This window comes from Desulfosporosinus sp. FKA, from assembly GCF_002196785.1.
Lineage (GTDB): Bacteria > Bacillota > Desulfitobacteriia > Desulfitobacteriales > Desulfitobacteriaceae > Desulfosporosinus > Desulfosporosinus acididurans.
This window is the reverse complement of the sequence record NZ_NAHZ01000030.1, coordinates 207,479-223,489: the sequence shown is the minus strand read 5'-3', so window position 1 is coordinate 223,489 and position 16,011 is coordinate 207,479. Positions and strand designations below refer to the sequence as shown.

Here is a 16,011-nt window from a genome sequence, read left to right as displayed (position 1 = left end):
CTATAAAATGATAAAGATTAGTTACCTGTGAAACTGGGTTTTCTTTTATCGAAAAACGCAGAGATTGCCTCTTTTATATCCTTTGTCCCGCAGCAATAGGTTGATTGGGCTTGTTCAAATAAAAGACCTGCAGTCACACTGCTTTCTTCAGCAAGATTAATACCTTTCTTGGCAAAAGCAATACTTGAAGGAGGGAATCCAGACATCCTCTGAGCAAGCCGGATGGTAGCCTCACGCAATTTTTCAACAGGAACGACTTTCTCCACAAGCCCAATTTGCAGCGCCTCATGAGCCCCTATCTCCTCACAAGCCATTATAAGTCTCTTAGCCTGCCCCGTTCCAACAAGTTTTGTTAAGCGCGTTGTCCCGCCCATATCGGGAGATAACCCCAGTTTGACCTCCGGCAAACTTAATCTAAGGTTTTCAGCGGCAATTCTAATGTCACACCCTAACATCAATTCTACTGCCGAGCCAAAACAAAATCCCTGCACCCCAATCACAACTGGTATTGAAAGGGTTTGCCAGAAACTATATAGTCCTTGCAGCCACGTTAAAGTTGCTTTCACTTTTTCCGAACTAACTTCCTGAAGGAATTTCAAGTCGATCCCCGCGGAAAAGTTGTCACCATTGGCAACAATGGCTAAAGCCCGCAAGTCCTCCATGGTTAGAATTTCTTGTTGCAGGGCTCCCAGTTCATTAAGGAACTCATCTCCTACGACATTTAGTTTTTCCGCATTGTCTAAAATAATAGCTCCACAATAATCTTGTCTTTCAAATTTGATTATGTCTCCATATTTTTTCACCATTATGTGTCCGGTATTATAAACCAGACTTTCACCTCTAATCCTTTTATAGTTAAACGGATCTTCAAAAATTGAAGGCAAGTTCGAAGTTTCTTTGAGCAATAATAAGTAACATCGGTCCGTTTACACTCTGGAATTCTCAAGAAAATTCCAGATTATCTCGTTGACTTCAGCTGCTTTTTCTTGCATACACATATGTCCTGCTCCCTTGATAATTCTTAAGTTCGTATTGGGAAGCTTATCAGCCAAAAATCGGGAGTATTTTACCGGGGTCATCACATCTTCTTCTCCGACAACAATTAAAGTGGAAACTTGAATTTTTTCTGCGTCATCTATTCGATTAAAGGTGTTGCAAGCCTGAAAATCAGCCCAAAATACGTTTGCCGGAATCTTCTGCAGTTCTTTCATCTCCTTAGCTTTTTCCTCATCTGACGTTGCTGAACCATATAAATGATCGACATTCTTAAACGGAAACATTCCTAAAGCAGCCGCATCCAAGATCCCTTGGCCCACTCTCAGCCTTGCTCCGGTTCCAAGGAGAATAAGCCCGGTCACTTTTCGCGGATAGCGTAAAGTAAACTCCTGAGCAATTGCTCCCCCCATGGAATGCCCCGCTAGGAAGAATTTTTCAATACCTAAAGTTTGGACAAAATCATTTAGAAAATCAGCCATTGATGGGATATCTGCAAGCAAACTGCCGCCGGACTTCCCATGCCCAGGCAGATCCAGGGCAATCAGATTTCCTTGCTCCTGTAATCCCGAGATTTGCTTTGACCAGCTTTGACTTGAGCCTCCAGCCCCGTGAATTACAACGAGAGGCAAAAAATCTCCGCCGGTAGACTCATAGAAGATGTTTATTCCTTTAACTGATGCATAAGGCACTTAATCAACTCCCCTCATTTGAACATTGCCTTTTTTTAACAATTGTAACAAATATTTTAACTTAAACAAGAGATTCTCCCCTAACTTTTCGCCAGGGGAGATCTTCTTTACCTTTTTCTCAAGGTCTGAAACAAGATTCGGACTATTTCTTCCTCTGTGACATTCCGGCGATCTCACGAACAATGTCCTTCTTAGACTCTAAATCGTATTGAGTGGTAATGGCGATCTGCTCCATGATAGGAGACCCTCCCCCGTGATAATTGCCATATTGCGAAGTACCTGCATAACCCGAAAGCCCAAAATCGATGAAATTAAGCCAGAATTTAATTTGATCCTCAATAGGAATTTTCGGATTGCGATTTAAGTATTTTTCCAGTAGAGCCTTTGTTTCCGGATTCATCAAATCTTTTTCAAATGGGAAGGTTGCCGGCATTCCGCCCGCTATATTGCATAAGATTTCCTGTTCATGAAACACCGCCTCACCAGTTAGACAGCGCCCAACATTAGCATAAATTGAATTTGGGATGTAACTCCCTGGTCCATAAGGAACCATTCCCATACCGGGCATGTAAACCTCTGGCTTAGCCAAAGCAGAAGCCGTGTAACCGGCTGCATAGCCAAGTTCACCTGTCATGATTAATCTGGAGAGCATTTCGCGCACGTGATGAGTCTTGTCAATACCATTAATGTCTGCTGCCAGGCCTGCCATGCCAATAACATAATCCAATGCTGCCGGTTTACAGCCCGAATAAGAATGCCGATGAAACAAGGCAAAAAGCAAGGCTGCAATACCCCCGTGTTGAATCTCTCCGCACAGGAAAACCCTCTCCCAAGGAATAAAACAGTCGTCAAAAATAATGTAAGAGTCTGTATATCCTGTTTCAATTCCTTTTTGAAAAAAATCTCGTTTACGATTCAGATGATAATGAACTACTTGCTTAATCCCCTCATAATCTGAAGGCACCGCAAAACACACGGCATAAGATTCTTCACCTTTTTGCAGAGCTCTGTTGGGAACAACTAAGATTTCATCCGAAATTGAGGCTTCTGAAATATGAACCTTTGAGCCGCGAACTACGATCCCATCACTGCGTTCTTCCACAACATGAACATACATGTCGGGATCGATTTGTTCCGCTGGGCGCTTGAGCCGTTCTCCTTTGACATCAGTTTGCGCGCAGCTTGCCACAAGGTCTTCACTCTGGAACCTTTCCAGCCACTTGAGGAAATTATCATGATAGGCTGTTTTCGCTTTAGGTGATTTTTGAGCCTCATAAGAAACAGCGTTGATGGCGTTGGCCGCATCAATTCCCATACAGCGTTGAATACATCCTCCAACTTTATTGCATAACAAACGAGTCATATCTTGCTTTTTATGCAGATCTTCGGAATTTTGATGAATGTGGTTAAAGCGGTTGATAGTTTCCCCTGTAATATGGGAGGTTGCCGTACAAAGGTCTTTGCTGGCAGGATCCCAAGCAGCATCAAAGGTCAACCCCATTACATTCAGAGCGCCTTCTTGACGCGGATCAAGCCTGTCAATTTTTTCTCCATTCGAATAGAGATTTCTGTTCATTTTACTTAGCCTTTCTAAATACTGAGCTCTTGTTCTCATCTGGTTTTCCTCCTCCAAATCAAATCAGGAAATTTTAACGAAAAAAATCTCTTATAGTTGTATCTATTTGCAAAATACATGCCAGGAGAAATTACACTGCCAAAAGTTACTTTCTCCTGGCATAAAAACGCCCTCCTAAGGGTGCTTAACACTCTTAGGAGGGCTGCAAAATGTATGGAATTCATACACCAGACAATTATCAACTGGGAACTGTAAAAATAGCTCTCTCCAGTTACTGCTTCCCCTTTGAATTACTCAAAACTCTGTTTTAATTAATTGTTATATGTGCTAAGCCTGACAATACTCTTTCGTCACGCTCATTAAAGGCCGCTAAATCACAGACTAAAACCTTCTCCGAACGTGCCCTTATAAAACCGGAGCAGAGGACAGTATCTCCCGGGCGCACCATCTGTTCAAAACGAACATCAATTTTGGAAATTATTCCTTCATCTCCAATCCAATCTGTCAACATTGCCGCCATTTGAGCCATTGATAGCATGCCATGAGCTATCACTCCTCCAAGACCGGCCTGGCGGGCATAATTGTCATCTAGGTGGATAGGATTAAAATCCCCGGAAGCTTCGGCATACTGACGAATTTGCATGGGAGTAGGTATCCATTTACGGACAGGGAGCCTTTCAGATACCTGATGATCAGACAAACTTTTCATTAAGCATCCTCCTTTCCCGGAGCAATAATAATTGAACTGCTGGAAAATACTAATTCTCCGGTTAAGTCATACCCAATCGTCTCCAGCACAATAAACGTCATTTTTCCAAGTTTACCGCTTCGATCATAAATATCTTTAACTCGTTTTTTATAGGAAATAGTTTCGCCAATTCGAAGTTGACGAGAATAGGTTATTTTTTGTTCACCATGAATCATCCCGACAATTGGCAATTCAACTCCATCGATGGAAGCATGTAACAGTGTACCTACGAATGTTGGCGGAACTCGATCATTATAAGGAACTCCCGTAGCCTCGGCAAAACGGCGCACTTCTTCGGGCTTAATCTTTACTACAATCGACTCACTCTCTCTGCCAATTAATTCTTTTCTTAGCAAAAGCCTTCTACCTTCCTTCCTCGATCGATATTCCCGGTAATTTAAAGACTTAATTTTTGTCCCAAACTGATAAGTTTGTTCTGAACCGCCACTAACTTGGGATCTAATACATTCGCCATCATATATTCATTCAAGGCCTCAGAGAAATTGCCCAATGACTCTTGATAAATCCCCTCTCCGTAATGCCTCAAAGCTAAGCTTTCCGGATCAATGTCATCGTGATTATGCCCAATATGCAACTTAATGCCCCCCTTTATTGCGTTCGATAGGTAAACTCACAAATTTCCATATTGTCGTTAGCACAAGTTATATCTAATGTTATTCTAATTCTTTCGGCTGCAGTTTTGCTTGCAGCCAAACAAAACAGGCCACAATTTTTAACTCCTTTCTCAGCAAGAAGTTTACTTAAACTACAGTTATAACTGCGCACTTTCAAAGTCCTAGTTGTTGCCTCCGTGACCGTCCAGGCATCTCGGGGACGCAGCGCAAGTATTCCCAATTCAATATACCTCTCAAATACATGGGGAAAACGTATACCTGTTTGTTGGGCGACTTTTTCAATCATCTCAGCTGTTCGATCCCGAAATCTTTCAGAATCGGCTTCTCTGATTAAAATAGTCATGAATTTCCTTCCCTGAATAGACAAAGACTCTTCTCCGGCGTCAGTTACTTGCTTAAGCATATTTTCCAGCGGAAATTCTTTATTAACGTTATAGATCAATTCCTTAGGCATATCATAAACATAGTCTTGTCCCGGGTTTACCTTCAAACGTCGATTAGGTGCCACCTCGGCACTGGGGTTACCCTTGATTTTTTGCAGGGCTTTAAAATCCAAAACCATACCATACTCCCTCCATCCTGAAATAGCTTAATGTACAACTAACGTTCCTTTAATTGAGCTGCTCGTTCTTCACGAAACTTACGGGCTAATTGTTCACGAGGTACAAAGATCAGCTGAACAGCATTTGCAGGACATACCTTTACACAATCGCCGCAGCCGGAACACTTGTCATAATAACGACCAAAAATTTTATACTCACGAGAATCACTTTCCCGACCTTTCCATACTTTTGTAGGCCCACAGACAAAAACAACAGAAGGGCACACACTTAAACACTTGCGGCAATTTAAAGGATCTCGACATAAGGCATCATCGATATTTATTTGAGCAATCATTTAACTCCCTCCATTACCAATTTTCTGCTAATCCGGGCATACTTTGCCGCTCAAGCAGTTGTATAGCACCGCTTGGGCAGGCAGTCACACAAAGTCCGCATCCAAAACATTGCTCCAAATCGATATAGGCTTTACTTGTATAGACTTCCAAGTTTAGAGCTTTAAATTGACAACGCCCTAAACAGCTTTTACAACCCGTGCATTTTTCTCGATCAACCTTGGCTACAAAGTGTCCTTTTAATAAAAACTTAAAATCGTAGTCAATTCTATTCCGAACTGCTACACAACCCGGGTATTCACATTGGCATAATCCGCCAATATAGGGCGTACCAAAAACGTCAACAGTTTGAACACGTCCTTCTTTGTGATTCATCATTGCCCATTCTTTTGCTTCGGCGGGAGTAACAAATTCCACACCACCTCGATAGGTTTCAGGCCAGCGCTCCCATTTATACATACCTGGGCCTATCCCCATACAGGTGAAGTTTTCTTCATCAGGCATACCGCGTTGTACACGGCGACACCCACAAGTCATTTTGGCCAAAGGATAAGCCGTGTCTAAAATCTGCAAATATTCGTCTAAGGTAACTACCTGCCCAAAATGTGTTTGATAAGCCTGTTCCAAAGCTTCTCGCTTAATTTCATTTTCCCATTCCCTGTCTCCACTGATCCGCGCTTTCACTAATTCCGCCACCACACCTGCTCCCATTCCCGCCGCTTGGGGATCTGCATCTGCCCCTGCAGCCTCTTTACCTTCTTTGCGCACTTTATAAAGGCGGCGAGCGTAATTTTCCGGATTAAGATACCATTTCCCGCCCTTACCATATTTTTCACATACCCAGCACATTTCAAGATTCCTCCTTTTTCTTAAATTACTTAGTTCCTCCTCTGTCGATCGTATTAGCTCTCTCTAAATCGGATTGATTGCAATTTGTATGCCAACTGACTTTCCTCTCTCTCTAACTTAAAACTCTTTATTTTCACAGCTCCTAACATGAGTTGAGGAGTTCCTTGTTTTATTCAGGTACACTATGTTTACTTGCTAAACACATTTCATGGCATGATATGGATAGTCACATCGGGGCTTCAGATACAATAATGTCCAGTGGACATTATTGCCGAGCTGCCTTTCCCAATAGGAAACTTAGCGGCGAAGGAGGACTCTACCCCACCTAAAGTTAACGAGGGACCCACCCCCCACTTACAAGAAGTGGGGGTCTGTAAGCCAAAACCAATATTTCGATAGGTCATATCTAAATTCAAAAAAATTTCTTTTAAAATAACTAAAATTTCTTGACGTATAATTGTGCTTTAGAACGTCTAATCAGTAGTAAGGCGGTGATAAATATTTGCAAGATAACGAATTAATTACCGGCATTCTAAATGGAAATGCGGGGCTATTTGAAGATCTCGTTGAACGTTATCAAACAGGAGTATACCGGACCGCTTATTACTACACTCAAAGCGTTGAGGATGCCCAAGACATCACTCAAGAAATTTTTATCAAAACCTTTAACAGCCTTCCCAGATTTAAACAAGGCTCGGCTTTTTCCACATGGCTTTACCGAATCGCCGTTAACCATTGCCTTGATTGGTCCCGAAAAAAAAAGCCGCTCTTTATAGAGCCAGCTTCTTTAGAAAATCGCTTTGATAAAAGTGTAGGTCCGGAAGAAATACTTCTTCGCCAGGAATCTTCCGAAGAGATTCAGACTGCGGTTAGAAGTTTACAAGAGATCTACCGAACTGTACTTATTTTATACTACTTCCAGGATTTTAGTCCTCAGCAGATCGCAGATATATTGGACACCTCAAAAAGGACTATTGAAACCCGCTTATTCCGAGCCCGCAAAATGCTGAAAGAAAAATTAAGGCACTCAGTATTAGGAGGTGATGGTCATGACTTGTTATCTAAGCAAGGATGATTGGCACAGTTATTATAAGAAAAGTTTAGATAGACAAAAACTTGATGAAATGAGCAGCCACCTGGCCCAATGCCCTGAATGTCAAAATGCCCTTTGGCAAATCCAAGAAACTGCCGAACTTTTAGCAAGGGGGAGAATCAATTTCGATCCTCCACCAGACCTCAAACTCGACATCATGAAAACTATTACTAAAAGCGCATACCAAGCAGACTCTAACAAAGAACCAACTCAAAAAGAGACGGTCTCATCCTATCATATTGAACTAAGAAATTGGGGGTTCAGTATGATGGCAGCCGGATTCCTCCTTTTCGCCTTGAACCTATCGTCCTTATCTCCCAATTTGCTGAACACTCAAGTTGCTCAATTAGATAGTGGATTCAGTAAGCAAATAATACTCCCTTTCACCAAAATGAATCAGCTGGCCCACACTCTTCTTATAAAAATTGATGCTTTAACTGACAATCAAAACAAAAGTAACCAATAACCCGAAGGAGGCCTAATTTAATGAAATGTAAGTATCACCCTAATGCAGAAGCCCAAGCTCTTTGTGAAAAATGCAGAAACCCAATATGTCCAGAGTGTACTCTTCAAATAGATGGCCAAAATCTCTGCCATCAATGTATTCAAAAAAATCTTTTCTCCGAATTGCCGCCAAAAAACAAGTCATCCCTTAGCGAGAAATTCATCTTTTTCTGTACGAGCCTGATTCCTGGTGCAGCTCATATGCAAATGGGGCTTATGCGGCGGGGTTTGCAGTTAATGATCCTCGCCTTGGGTGTATGTGTCATAGCCGATTATATTAATTTAGATTTTTTTATCCCCTTAATCGTAATCCCCACTTGGTTCTTTAGTTTCTTTGAAAGCCATAGTCTAAAACGACGAATGGCGGAAGGTCAATTACTGTGCGACCATGATCTCTTTGAGCAGCAAATGTTTGATTACTCGTTGCTGTTTAAGAACCGTCGCATCTTAGGCATCGTTATTACAGTTCTTGGATTTCTTAGCCTATTGCGAGTTATAGAAAATTCTTATCTTGTACATCTATTATTTAGAAATTGGGATGATTACTATATGCTTAAAAGCTGTTTAATCCCCATTTTGCTTATCCTGTCCGGTGTCTATCTCATTGTTAAAGCAAGGCAAAGCCAAAAGACAAGTACAGATATCTCTGACGATCAATGACTATAGAGCCGCATTCACGTCTTCACACTCATACCCTATGTCTTTGCAAGCCCGCCTGGTTTTGTTACGACACGTCATAGCCCAGCAATACTGCCTGAAATATAACGAAAATAAGACCTGGTTAACTATCTATTCCAAGAAAGTTTAGCCAGGTCACTCATTTATATAACACTCCTTTTTCGGAGTTATAGGCTATAGTTTGCCGATCTCTGCAGTGAAGAGCTTAAAAAGCATCCTATTTAATTCTGCGCAATTTTGTTTGTCTCGACCTTTTCTTTAAAGGATATATTTTCGAGGCTTTCTTGACCGTTTTCCTTTCTGGTCGACGACGGCAATACCTCGACCAATAAGCAAAAAGTAAAACTATTCCTATCGCGATTGCCAACTCAATATACTTCATAGTCATCACCTTTAAGGAAAAATCTTCATCAGAATTAATGCCAAATCTTGACTAATCAAACTGAACAGCAGCACCTATTGTTCCCGGACCGGTATGGACACCGACAACAGACCCAACCTGTGTGAAAACCGTTGTTTGAAGTTGACATACATTTTCTAAAGCTTCTTTAAGGTAATGGCCAGCTTGTTCAGCCGCTCCATGTGCAACAGCCAATCGGATTTGTTTTCTCCCCTTCGCTAAATCCTGAAAAGCTTGAATTACACATTCAAGAGATTTTTTCTGGCTGTGGGCCTTAGCATAAGTATGATAGACTCCATCGTCTCCCACACGAATAATCGGCTTTAGGTTTAAAAGAGATCCCATAAAGCCTTGGACTCTGCCAATTCTACCACCTTTTTGCAGATATTCTAAGGTATTCAGCGTAAAAAGTGTTTCTATATTTTTCCTGGCTTTCTCCAGATTATTGACAATCCACCCGGCGTCATATCCATCTTTGATGTTTCGGGCAGCCTCGATCAGCATTAAGCCCATACCGAGACTAATAGTTTTGGAGTCGATAAGATGTATCCTTTCTTTGAACTTTTCTTTAGCCAAGTTTGCCACATTAAATGTTCCGCTTAATGCAGAAGAGATGTGTATGGAAATAATCTCTTGATATTCTTCGAGTAACCTGCTATATAATCGTCGAAAAACTTCAGGTGATGGTTGGGAGGTTTGGGGAAGCTTTTCTTCTATAGTTAAGCGCCGATAAAACTCATCGCTGGAAAGCTCATCATCTAAAAACTCTTGATCACCAAAGTTAACTTTCAAGGGAATGACATAAATGTCATACTCTTTAGTTATTTCTTCGGTCAGGTCGGCCGTACTGTCAGTGACCAGTGCGATCCTCTTCATTTAAAATCCTCCGTCTATTGTATTATTATTCTTTTCAAGATATCACTTTATTCGCCTTATCGTCACTATTCTCCTTCAACAAGACAGGCATTTTATTTAATTATTTACTGTTTTCCGCAAGCAGAACGGCCTTTTCTGGCTTCAAGAGGAGGCATACACTATGGTGATAACTAACTTGGTTAATTTAACGAACTAATAATGTTTGAAGAGCGCTTAATTTTAAAAGCTTTTTGGTACAATGTTCCTTTTGAGCTTACCTAACTGCTTAAATAAAGTCCTTGACTACTCAGAATAGCGAACACTATAATAGACTTAGGAAATTAAATTTACTAAGTCAATTTTGTGAAAAAACTAATTAAAGGGAGGATTCAAATGAAAAAACTTCTTCCAGCGATGCTCGCCGGAGCCATGCTCTTTTTAGCCGGCTGTGGTGCAGGCTCAACCTCAACGACAAGTTCAAGCTCATCAGGCACATCGGACAAAAAGCCCACGATCGGTGTCGCTATCTACAAGTTTGATGACACGTTCATGACTGGTGTTCGCAATGCCATTTCCAATGCAGCTCAAGGGAAAGCCACTGTTGACATCGTAGATAGTCAAAACTCCCAGCCTACGCAAAATGATAAAGTAGACCTCTTTATTAATAAGAAAGTCAATGCTCTGGCAATAAATCCGGTAGACCTTACCGCTGCCGGGGTTATTATCGATAAGGCTAAAGCCGCAAACACTCCTGTTGTCTTTTTTAATCGCGAACCTCAGACTAATGATATGAACAAATGGGACAAAGTATATTATGTCGGTGCCAAAGCCGAAGAATCCGGCATCATGCAGGGACAAATCCTCGTAGATTATTGGAAGGCTCATCCGGAAATGGACAAAAACAAAGACGGAGTCATGGATATTGTTATGCTCCAGGGTGAACCCGGACATCAAGACGCTATCGCCCGTACTAAATATTCTGTAAAGGCAATTGAAGATGCCGGAATCAAAGTGAACATACTTGCTCAGGACACCGCAATGTGGGATCGTTCTAAAGCTCAGGATAAAATGGCTGCTTTCTTAGGTTCTCAAGGAGATAAAATCGAAGCCGTTCTTGCTAATAACGATGATATGGCTTTAGGTGCTATCGAAGCATTGAAAGCCAAAGGTTACTTCACAAATAATAAATATATGCCTGTCGTCGGTGTCGACGCAACAGCTCCCGGCCTGCAGGCACTGAAAGACGGAACTCTTTTAGGAACTGTTTTAAATGATGCCAAGAATCAAGGTGCAGCGACCCTTAACCTGGCAGTTGCCCTAGCTAAAGGATTGACTCCCAGTAAAGATAATACAGGATACGACATTACTGACGGCAAATATGTGTGGGTTCCTTACAAAAAAATTACTAAGGCTAATATAGCAGACGCCCAATAATATTCTTCTTCGCAAACCATTTGGCTTGATTATTACATTGTATAAAGCAAGGGGGCAATGTTTCACGATTCCCCCTTGCTTCTTTAGATTTTTCAATCTACAGCCACATTATATCCTTATAGATCTTAGGGAAGGACGGAGCACAGGAGGGTAAAAATGCCTGAAAATGAATTCTTACTGGAAATGCAAAACATTTCTAAAGAGTTTCCCGGCGTAAAAGCGCTTGACAATGTCACCCTGCAGGTTCGCCCCGGTACGGTACACTCCCTGATGGGTGAAAACGGTGCCGGAAAATCAACTCTTATGAAATGCTTGTTTGGAATCTATAAGCCGGACGCAGGAGAAATTCTCTTAAACGGAAAAACCATTGAAATTGAAAATTCCAGAGCAGCCCTCGATCATGGAATCTCGATGATTCATCAAGAACTTCATCCCGTACCCCGCAGAAGCGTGATGGAGAATCTCTGGCTCGGCCGTTTTCCCCTCACCAAGATAGGACCCCTGAAGTTAATCGATGATAAGCGAATGTATGAAGACTCAATGACCATATTTAAAGACCTGGAAATGGACTTGGACCCACGCGTGCTTGTAGGCTCTTTATCCGTCTCCAAAATCCAATCAATTGAGATCGCTAAAGCAGTATCCTATCAAGCGAAAGTGATTGTCATGGATGAACCCACTTCCTCATTAACGGGAAATGAGGTAGAACAACTCTTTAAAATTATTCGTTCTTTGAAGAAAAGAGGAGTTTCTATCATCTACATCTCTCATAAAATCGAAGAGATCCTGGAGATTTCTGATGAAGTAACGATCATGCGTGATGGTCAGCGTATCGGCTCTTGGCCTGCCGCAGAGTTAACGACTAATCTTATTATTTCCAAAATGGTGGGACGGGATTTAGCCCAACGATATCCTGAACGTCATCATGCCCCGGGAGAAACAGTGCTGCGAGTTGAAGGTCTGACATCACCCTTTCCCAAAGGTTTCAAAGATGTGTCCTTCGATTTACGTCAAGGTGAAATCTTAGGTATTGGAGGGCTTGTCGGAGCCCAGCGCACGGAACTGATCGAAGCCCTATTTGGCTTAAGAACGGTCTCTTCCGGAAAGATCTTTGTCAAAGGAAACCATGTAAAAATAAAATCGCCTATTGATGCCAAAAAACACAAAATAGCCCTACTTACAGAAGAGCGGCGGGCAACGGGAATTTTCCCCGTACTTCCGATTGTGGAAAATACAGTGATGGCCAACATGAATCGGTATATCAGTCCCTATTTTTTGTTAAAACAACAAGCGATGAGCCTGGACGTCCAGCATAGTATTAACCAGATGCGCATTAAAACTCCCTCCGCGAAGACACAAATTAAAAACCTCTCAGGAGGAAATCAGCAAAAAGTATTGATCGCAAGATGGCTCCTAACTGAACCGGAGATTCTCATGCTTGACGAACCAACACGAGGAATTGATGTTGGTGCAAAGTTTGAAATTTATTCAATTATTACTGAGTTAGTCCAACAAGGGAAAAGCATCATCATGATTTCTTCAGAAATGCCTGAACTTATCGGCATGTCCGACAGGATTATGGTCATGTGCGAAGGCCGAATGTCTGGTATTTTGGAAGGAGAAAACAAAACTGAAGAAGACATCATGCACCTCGCAACAAAGTTTATGGTTTGAGTGGAGGTCTTTAAATGACGACGAAGGATGTCAGTTCCAAGAATATTGGTAGTTTCTTTTTTCAATATGCAATTTATTTTGTTCTTGTAATTCTTATTCTAGGTATTGCGGTCATTGATCCAAGCTTCCTGTCCCTCAGCAGCTTTAGGGATATTTTGCTGCAGTCCTCCACCCGAGCAATTATTGCTTTAGGCGCAGCTTTTGTTCTAATCACAGGAGGAGTTGATCTTTCAGCCGGGCGCATGGTAGGATTTGCTGCTGTTTTGTCCGCTTCGATGCTGCAAATCCAAGAATATTCCCACCGTTTTTACCCCGGGATGCCTAATCTGCCCTTATTAGTACCTGTTCTAATTGCTATCTTCGCCGGGCTTCTCGTTGGTATAATTAATGGCGCTATTATTGCATGGTTCAGTGTCCCTCCCTTCATTGCCACCTTGGGTTCAATGGTTGCTGTATATGGGCTAAACTCCCTTTACTTTGATATGAAACCCAATCAATCCCAGCCCATCGGTGGTTTAAGACCGGATTTCACTACCGACTTGGGAAGCGGTTATATTGGAACAGGAGTTTACTCGATTCCCTACATTGTTATTATTGCTCTCATCGTCGCCTTAATTGTGTGGGTCATCTTCAACAAAACACGTCTTGGCAAAAGCATGTACGCCATAGGCGGAAATATTCAAGCAGCTATTGTTTCCGGCATCAACGTCAAACGAGTCTTGCTCTATGTTTATGCCATCGCCGGAGCCCTTTATGGCTTGGCTGGAGTCATGGAAGCCGCCAGAACAGGCGGAGCCACGAATAATTACGGAAATATGTATGAGTTAGATGCCATTGCCGCCTGTGTTGTGGGCGGAGTATCCACTGCCGGCGGGATAGGTACTGTACCGGGAGTCCTCGTAGGAGTTCTTATTTTTGGAGTCATCAACTATGGACTCACGTATATCGGAGTCAGCCCCTACTGGCAGCTCATTATTAAAGGCTTGATCATCATAGCTGCCGTTGCCTTTGACATACGAAAGTATCTGACAAAAAAATAATACTTAAAGTTCGTTCTTGCTTTAAAAGAGGTCATTGCGCACGAATTATTAGTCCGTGACGCAATGGCCTCTTTTGGTAATTGACATTGAAACAGGAACGACAACACTTGACAGCCCTTTAATACAAGATGTATTATGCGATCAATCTAACACTCTTGTATTAGCAGCAAGAGTCATAACTTCATCTTCATCAAGACAAGGAATTGACTGACGAAGATTTAGGCGACTTACAAGAATGGATAAGCAAACGGGGGTCTGACTAATGCCACGGATATTTTTGGTCGAGGACGATAAGACAATCGCCAAAAACCTTATGCTTTTGCTCCACTCGGAGGGATTTACAGTCACCCACTCCCCTACGCGGGGTGACGCCCTTACCGCGCTTGCCGGGAATAAATTTGACTTGGCATTGATTGATATTTCTTTGCCTGACGGAAATGGCTTTACAGTTTGCACGGAAATCAAAGAAGCGCAAGATATTCCCGTTATCTTTCTGACAGCTTCCGGCGATGAGGCGAGTGTTGTTACCGGACTGAACATAGGCGCGGACGACTATATCACCAAGCCTTTTCGTCCGCGCGAATTGATTGCACGTATAAGAACCGCCCTGCGCAAAAGCAGCCGTTCCGGGTCGGATTTTGAAGTTAGCGGGCTTCATGTCGATATGGCAAGCGGCGTTGTGACAAAAAACGGCAGCGAGGTTTCTCTTTCAGCCTTAGAATACCGCTTGTTGCTGATGTTTATCAGCAGCCCTAAAAGCATTATTACGAGGGGCAGGCTGCTTGACGAATTGTGGGACGCGGCGGGCGAGTTTGTCAATGACAATACCTTGACTGTGTACATCAAACGCTTGCGGGAGAAGATAGAAAATGACCCGGCAAGCCCGCAAATCATTCTGACCGTTCGCGGGACGGGGTATAAATTAGGTGGCAAATATGCTACGGAATAGAGAGTTTCGGCAGTTAGCCATTTTGTTCGCCTTAATAGCCTCCGCCGCAGTAATGTTGGGATTTGCTGTAAATGTGGCGGCGGGAATCCTTGCTATTGCTTCTGCCGCCGCCTTTGGCACAGCGTTTTTTGCCTTTACTAAAGCCCGATACCAAAGCCTTGCGCGGATTTCAAATCAAATCGACCTTGTGCTGCATAATGTTGACCATCTGTATATTGGTGAATCGGATGAGGGCGAACTTTCCATTCTGCAAAGCGAGATCACAAAAATGATGCTGCGTATTCGTGAACAAAACGACGCGCTGAAAAAAGAAAAAGAACATCTTGCCGATTCGCTGGCTGACATAGCCCACCAACTCCGCACCCCGCTCACATCCGCGAACCTTATTCTGTCATTGTTAGCGAACAACCCTGGCGAAAATGAGCGGAAAGCATTTGTCCGGGAAACAGAGGAATTACTTGTACGGATGGATTGGCTGATTACTTCTCTATTAAAATTATCCCGCTTGGATGCGGGCATTGTGGAGTTTCAAAGCGAGTCAATTGAAGTAAACAACTTGCTGGGTGCCGCGCTGCGCCCGTTCCTAATCCCAATGGAACTGCACGATATTGATTGGCAAATAGATGCACCGAAAGGGTTAATAATTCAGGGCGATTCCGCTTGGCTTTCGGAAGCCATTCAAAACATCCTCAAAAATTGCCTGGAAAGCACAGGCGAGAATGGGAGAATTGAGATTGTCTGCATGGATAACCCACTGTTTACCGAGCTTACCATCCACGACAGCGGCGCGGGCTTTGAGAAAGAAGATTTACCCTGCCTGTTTGACAGGTTTTATCGCGGGAAAAACTCAGGCGCGACAGGATACGGGATTGGCTTGGCTCTCTGCAAGATGATTATAACCCGGCAGGGCGGGACGATTACCGCTAAAAATCACCCGCAGGGCGGCGCGATATTTGCCATCCGTTTCCCAAAGTGACGAATCTCTCACCGGAAAGT

General features: G+C 42.7%; 18 protein-coding genes. 8 read left to right on the top strand and 10 right to left on the bottom strand.

What is annotated here, in order from left to right; translation table 11 throughout:
* Positions 1-17: 17 nt before the first annotated feature.
* From B5771_RS14915 to B5771_RS14875, 9 genes are all read right to left on the bottom strand, one after another.
* The gene (locus B5771_RS14915; RefSeq protein ID WP_242966851.1) at positions 18-884 is read right to left on the bottom strand and encodes an enoyl-CoA hydratase/isomerase family protein; all 867 of its coding nucleotides are present in this window, start codon (positions 882-884) and stop codon (positions 18-20) included.
* 42 nt (positions 885-926) lie between these two features.
* Positions 927-1,685 (bottom strand): alpha/beta hydrolase, encoded by a 759-nt coding sequence (locus tag B5771_RS14910; RefSeq protein ID WP_088188235.1) that lies wholly within the window; start codon positions 1,683-1,685, stop codon positions 927-929.
* 142 nt (positions 1,686-1,827) lie between these two features.
* The gene (locus B5771_RS14905) at positions 1,828-3,300 is read right to left on the bottom strand and encodes a 4-hydroxyphenylacetate 3-hydroxylase N-terminal domain-containing protein (protein ID WP_088188234.1); all 1,473 of its coding nucleotides are present in this window, start codon (positions 3,298-3,300) and stop codon (positions 1,828-1,830) included.
* A 268-nt stretch (positions 3,301-3,568) separates the two neighbouring features.
* A complete protein-coding gene (locus B5771_RS14900) occupies positions 3,569-3,970 on the bottom strand; it encodes a MaoC/PaaZ C-terminal domain-containing protein (RefSeq protein WP_047810485.1) in 402 nt (133 codons plus the stop codon).
* Positions 3,970-4,365: a MaoC family dehydratase N-terminal domain-containing protein gene (locus tag B5771_RS14895; RefSeq protein WP_088188233.1), complete on the bottom strand. Its 396-nt coding sequence runs from the start codon at positions 4,363-4,365 to the stop codon at positions 3,970-3,972. Before B5771_RS14895 ends, B5771_RS14900 begins: the two co-directional genes overlap by 1 nt.
* Before the next feature lie 41 nt (positions 4,366-4,406).
* Positions 4,407-4,604: a hypothetical protein gene (locus B5771_RS14890; protein ID WP_047810483.1), complete on the bottom strand. Its 198-nt coding sequence runs from the start codon at positions 4,602-4,604 to the stop codon at positions 4,407-4,409.
* Between the two features lie 14 nt (positions 4,605-4,618).
* Positions 4,619-5,206 (bottom strand): hypothetical protein, encoded by a 588-nt coding sequence (locus tag B5771_RS14885; RefSeq protein ID WP_088188232.1) that lies wholly within the window; start codon positions 5,204-5,206, stop codon positions 4,619-4,621.
* A 38-nt stretch (positions 5,207-5,244) separates the two neighbouring features.
* Positions 5,245-5,541 (bottom strand): 4Fe-4S dicluster domain-containing protein, encoded by a 297-nt coding sequence (locus B5771_RS14880; protein WP_088188231.1) that lies wholly within the window; start codon positions 5,539-5,541, stop codon positions 5,245-5,247.
* Between the two features lie 13 nt (positions 5,542-5,554).
* Positions 5,555-6,388 (bottom strand): 4Fe-4S binding protein, encoded by an 834-nt coding sequence (locus B5771_RS14875; protein WP_088188230.1) that lies wholly within the window; start codon positions 6,386-6,388, stop codon positions 5,555-5,557.
* A gap of 502 nt (positions 6,389-6,890) precedes the next feature.
* Here B5771_RS14875 and B5771_RS14870 point away from each other — a divergent pair.
* The 3 genes from B5771_RS14870 to B5771_RS14860 are packed head-to-tail and all read left to right on the top strand — an operon-like array spanning position 6,891 to position 8,645.
* Positions 6,891-7,463: a sigma-70 family RNA polymerase sigma factor gene (locus B5771_RS14870; RefSeq protein ID WP_088188229.1), complete on the top strand. Its 573-nt coding sequence runs from the start codon at positions 6,891-6,893 to the stop codon at positions 7,461-7,463.
* Entirely contained in the window at positions 7,438-7,947 is a 510-nt protein-coding gene (locus B5771_RS14865) for a hypothetical protein (protein ID WP_088188228.1), read from the top strand. The genes B5771_RS14870 and B5771_RS14865 overlap by 26 nt, the downstream gene beginning before the upstream one ends.
* A 20-nt stretch (positions 7,948-7,967) precedes the next feature.
* Positions 7,968-8,645 carry a hypothetical protein gene (locus B5771_RS14860; RefSeq protein WP_088188227.1) on the top strand — a complete coding sequence of 226 codons (678 nt, stop codon included), beginning with the start codon at positions 7,968-7,970 and terminating at the stop codon, positions 8,643-8,645.
* 451 nt (positions 8,646-9,096) lie between these two features.
* On the opposite strand, the gene B5771_RS14855 is transcribed toward B5771_RS14860, so the two are convergent.
* Entirely contained in the window at positions 9,097-9,939 is an 843-nt protein-coding gene (locus B5771_RS14855; protein ID WP_047810476.1) for a DegV family protein, read from the bottom strand.
* 372 nt (positions 9,940-10,311) lie between these two features.
* Here B5771_RS14855 and B5771_RS14850 point away from each other — a divergent pair, with 372 nt between their 5' ends.
* The 5 genes from B5771_RS14850 (at position 10,312) to B5771_RS14830 (ending at position 15,991) form a co-directional block, all read left to right on the top strand.
* The gene (locus B5771_RS14850) at positions 10,312-11,352 is read left to right on the top strand and encodes a galactose ABC transporter substrate-binding protein (RefSeq protein WP_088188226.1); all 1,041 of its coding nucleotides are present in this window, start codon (positions 10,312-10,314) and stop codon (positions 11,350-11,352) included.
* Between the two features lie 156 nt (positions 11,353-11,508).
* Positions 11,509-13,026 carry a sugar ABC transporter ATP-binding protein gene (locus tag B5771_RS14845; protein WP_088188225.1) on the top strand — a complete coding sequence of 506 codons (1,518 nt, stop codon included), beginning with the start codon at positions 11,509-11,511 and terminating at the stop codon, positions 13,024-13,026.
* 14 nt (positions 13,027-13,040) lie between these two features.
* Entirely contained in the window at positions 13,041-14,066 is a 1,026-nt protein-coding gene (mglC, locus tag B5771_RS14840) for a galactose/methyl galactoside ABC transporter permease MglC (protein ID WP_047810473.1), read from the top strand.
* Between the two features lie 262 nt (positions 14,067-14,328).
* Positions 14,329-15,015 (top strand): response regulator transcription factor, encoded by a 687-nt coding sequence (locus tag B5771_RS14835; RefSeq protein WP_088188224.1) that lies wholly within the window; start codon positions 14,329-14,331, stop codon positions 15,013-15,015.
* A complete protein-coding gene (locus tag B5771_RS14830) occupies positions 15,002-15,991 on the top strand; it encodes a HAMP domain-containing sensor histidine kinase (protein WP_088188223.1) in 990 nt (329 codons plus the stop codon). Before B5771_RS14835 ends, B5771_RS14830 begins: the two co-directional genes overlap by 14 nt.
* The last annotated feature ends 20 nt before the right edge of the window (positions 15,992-16,011 follow it).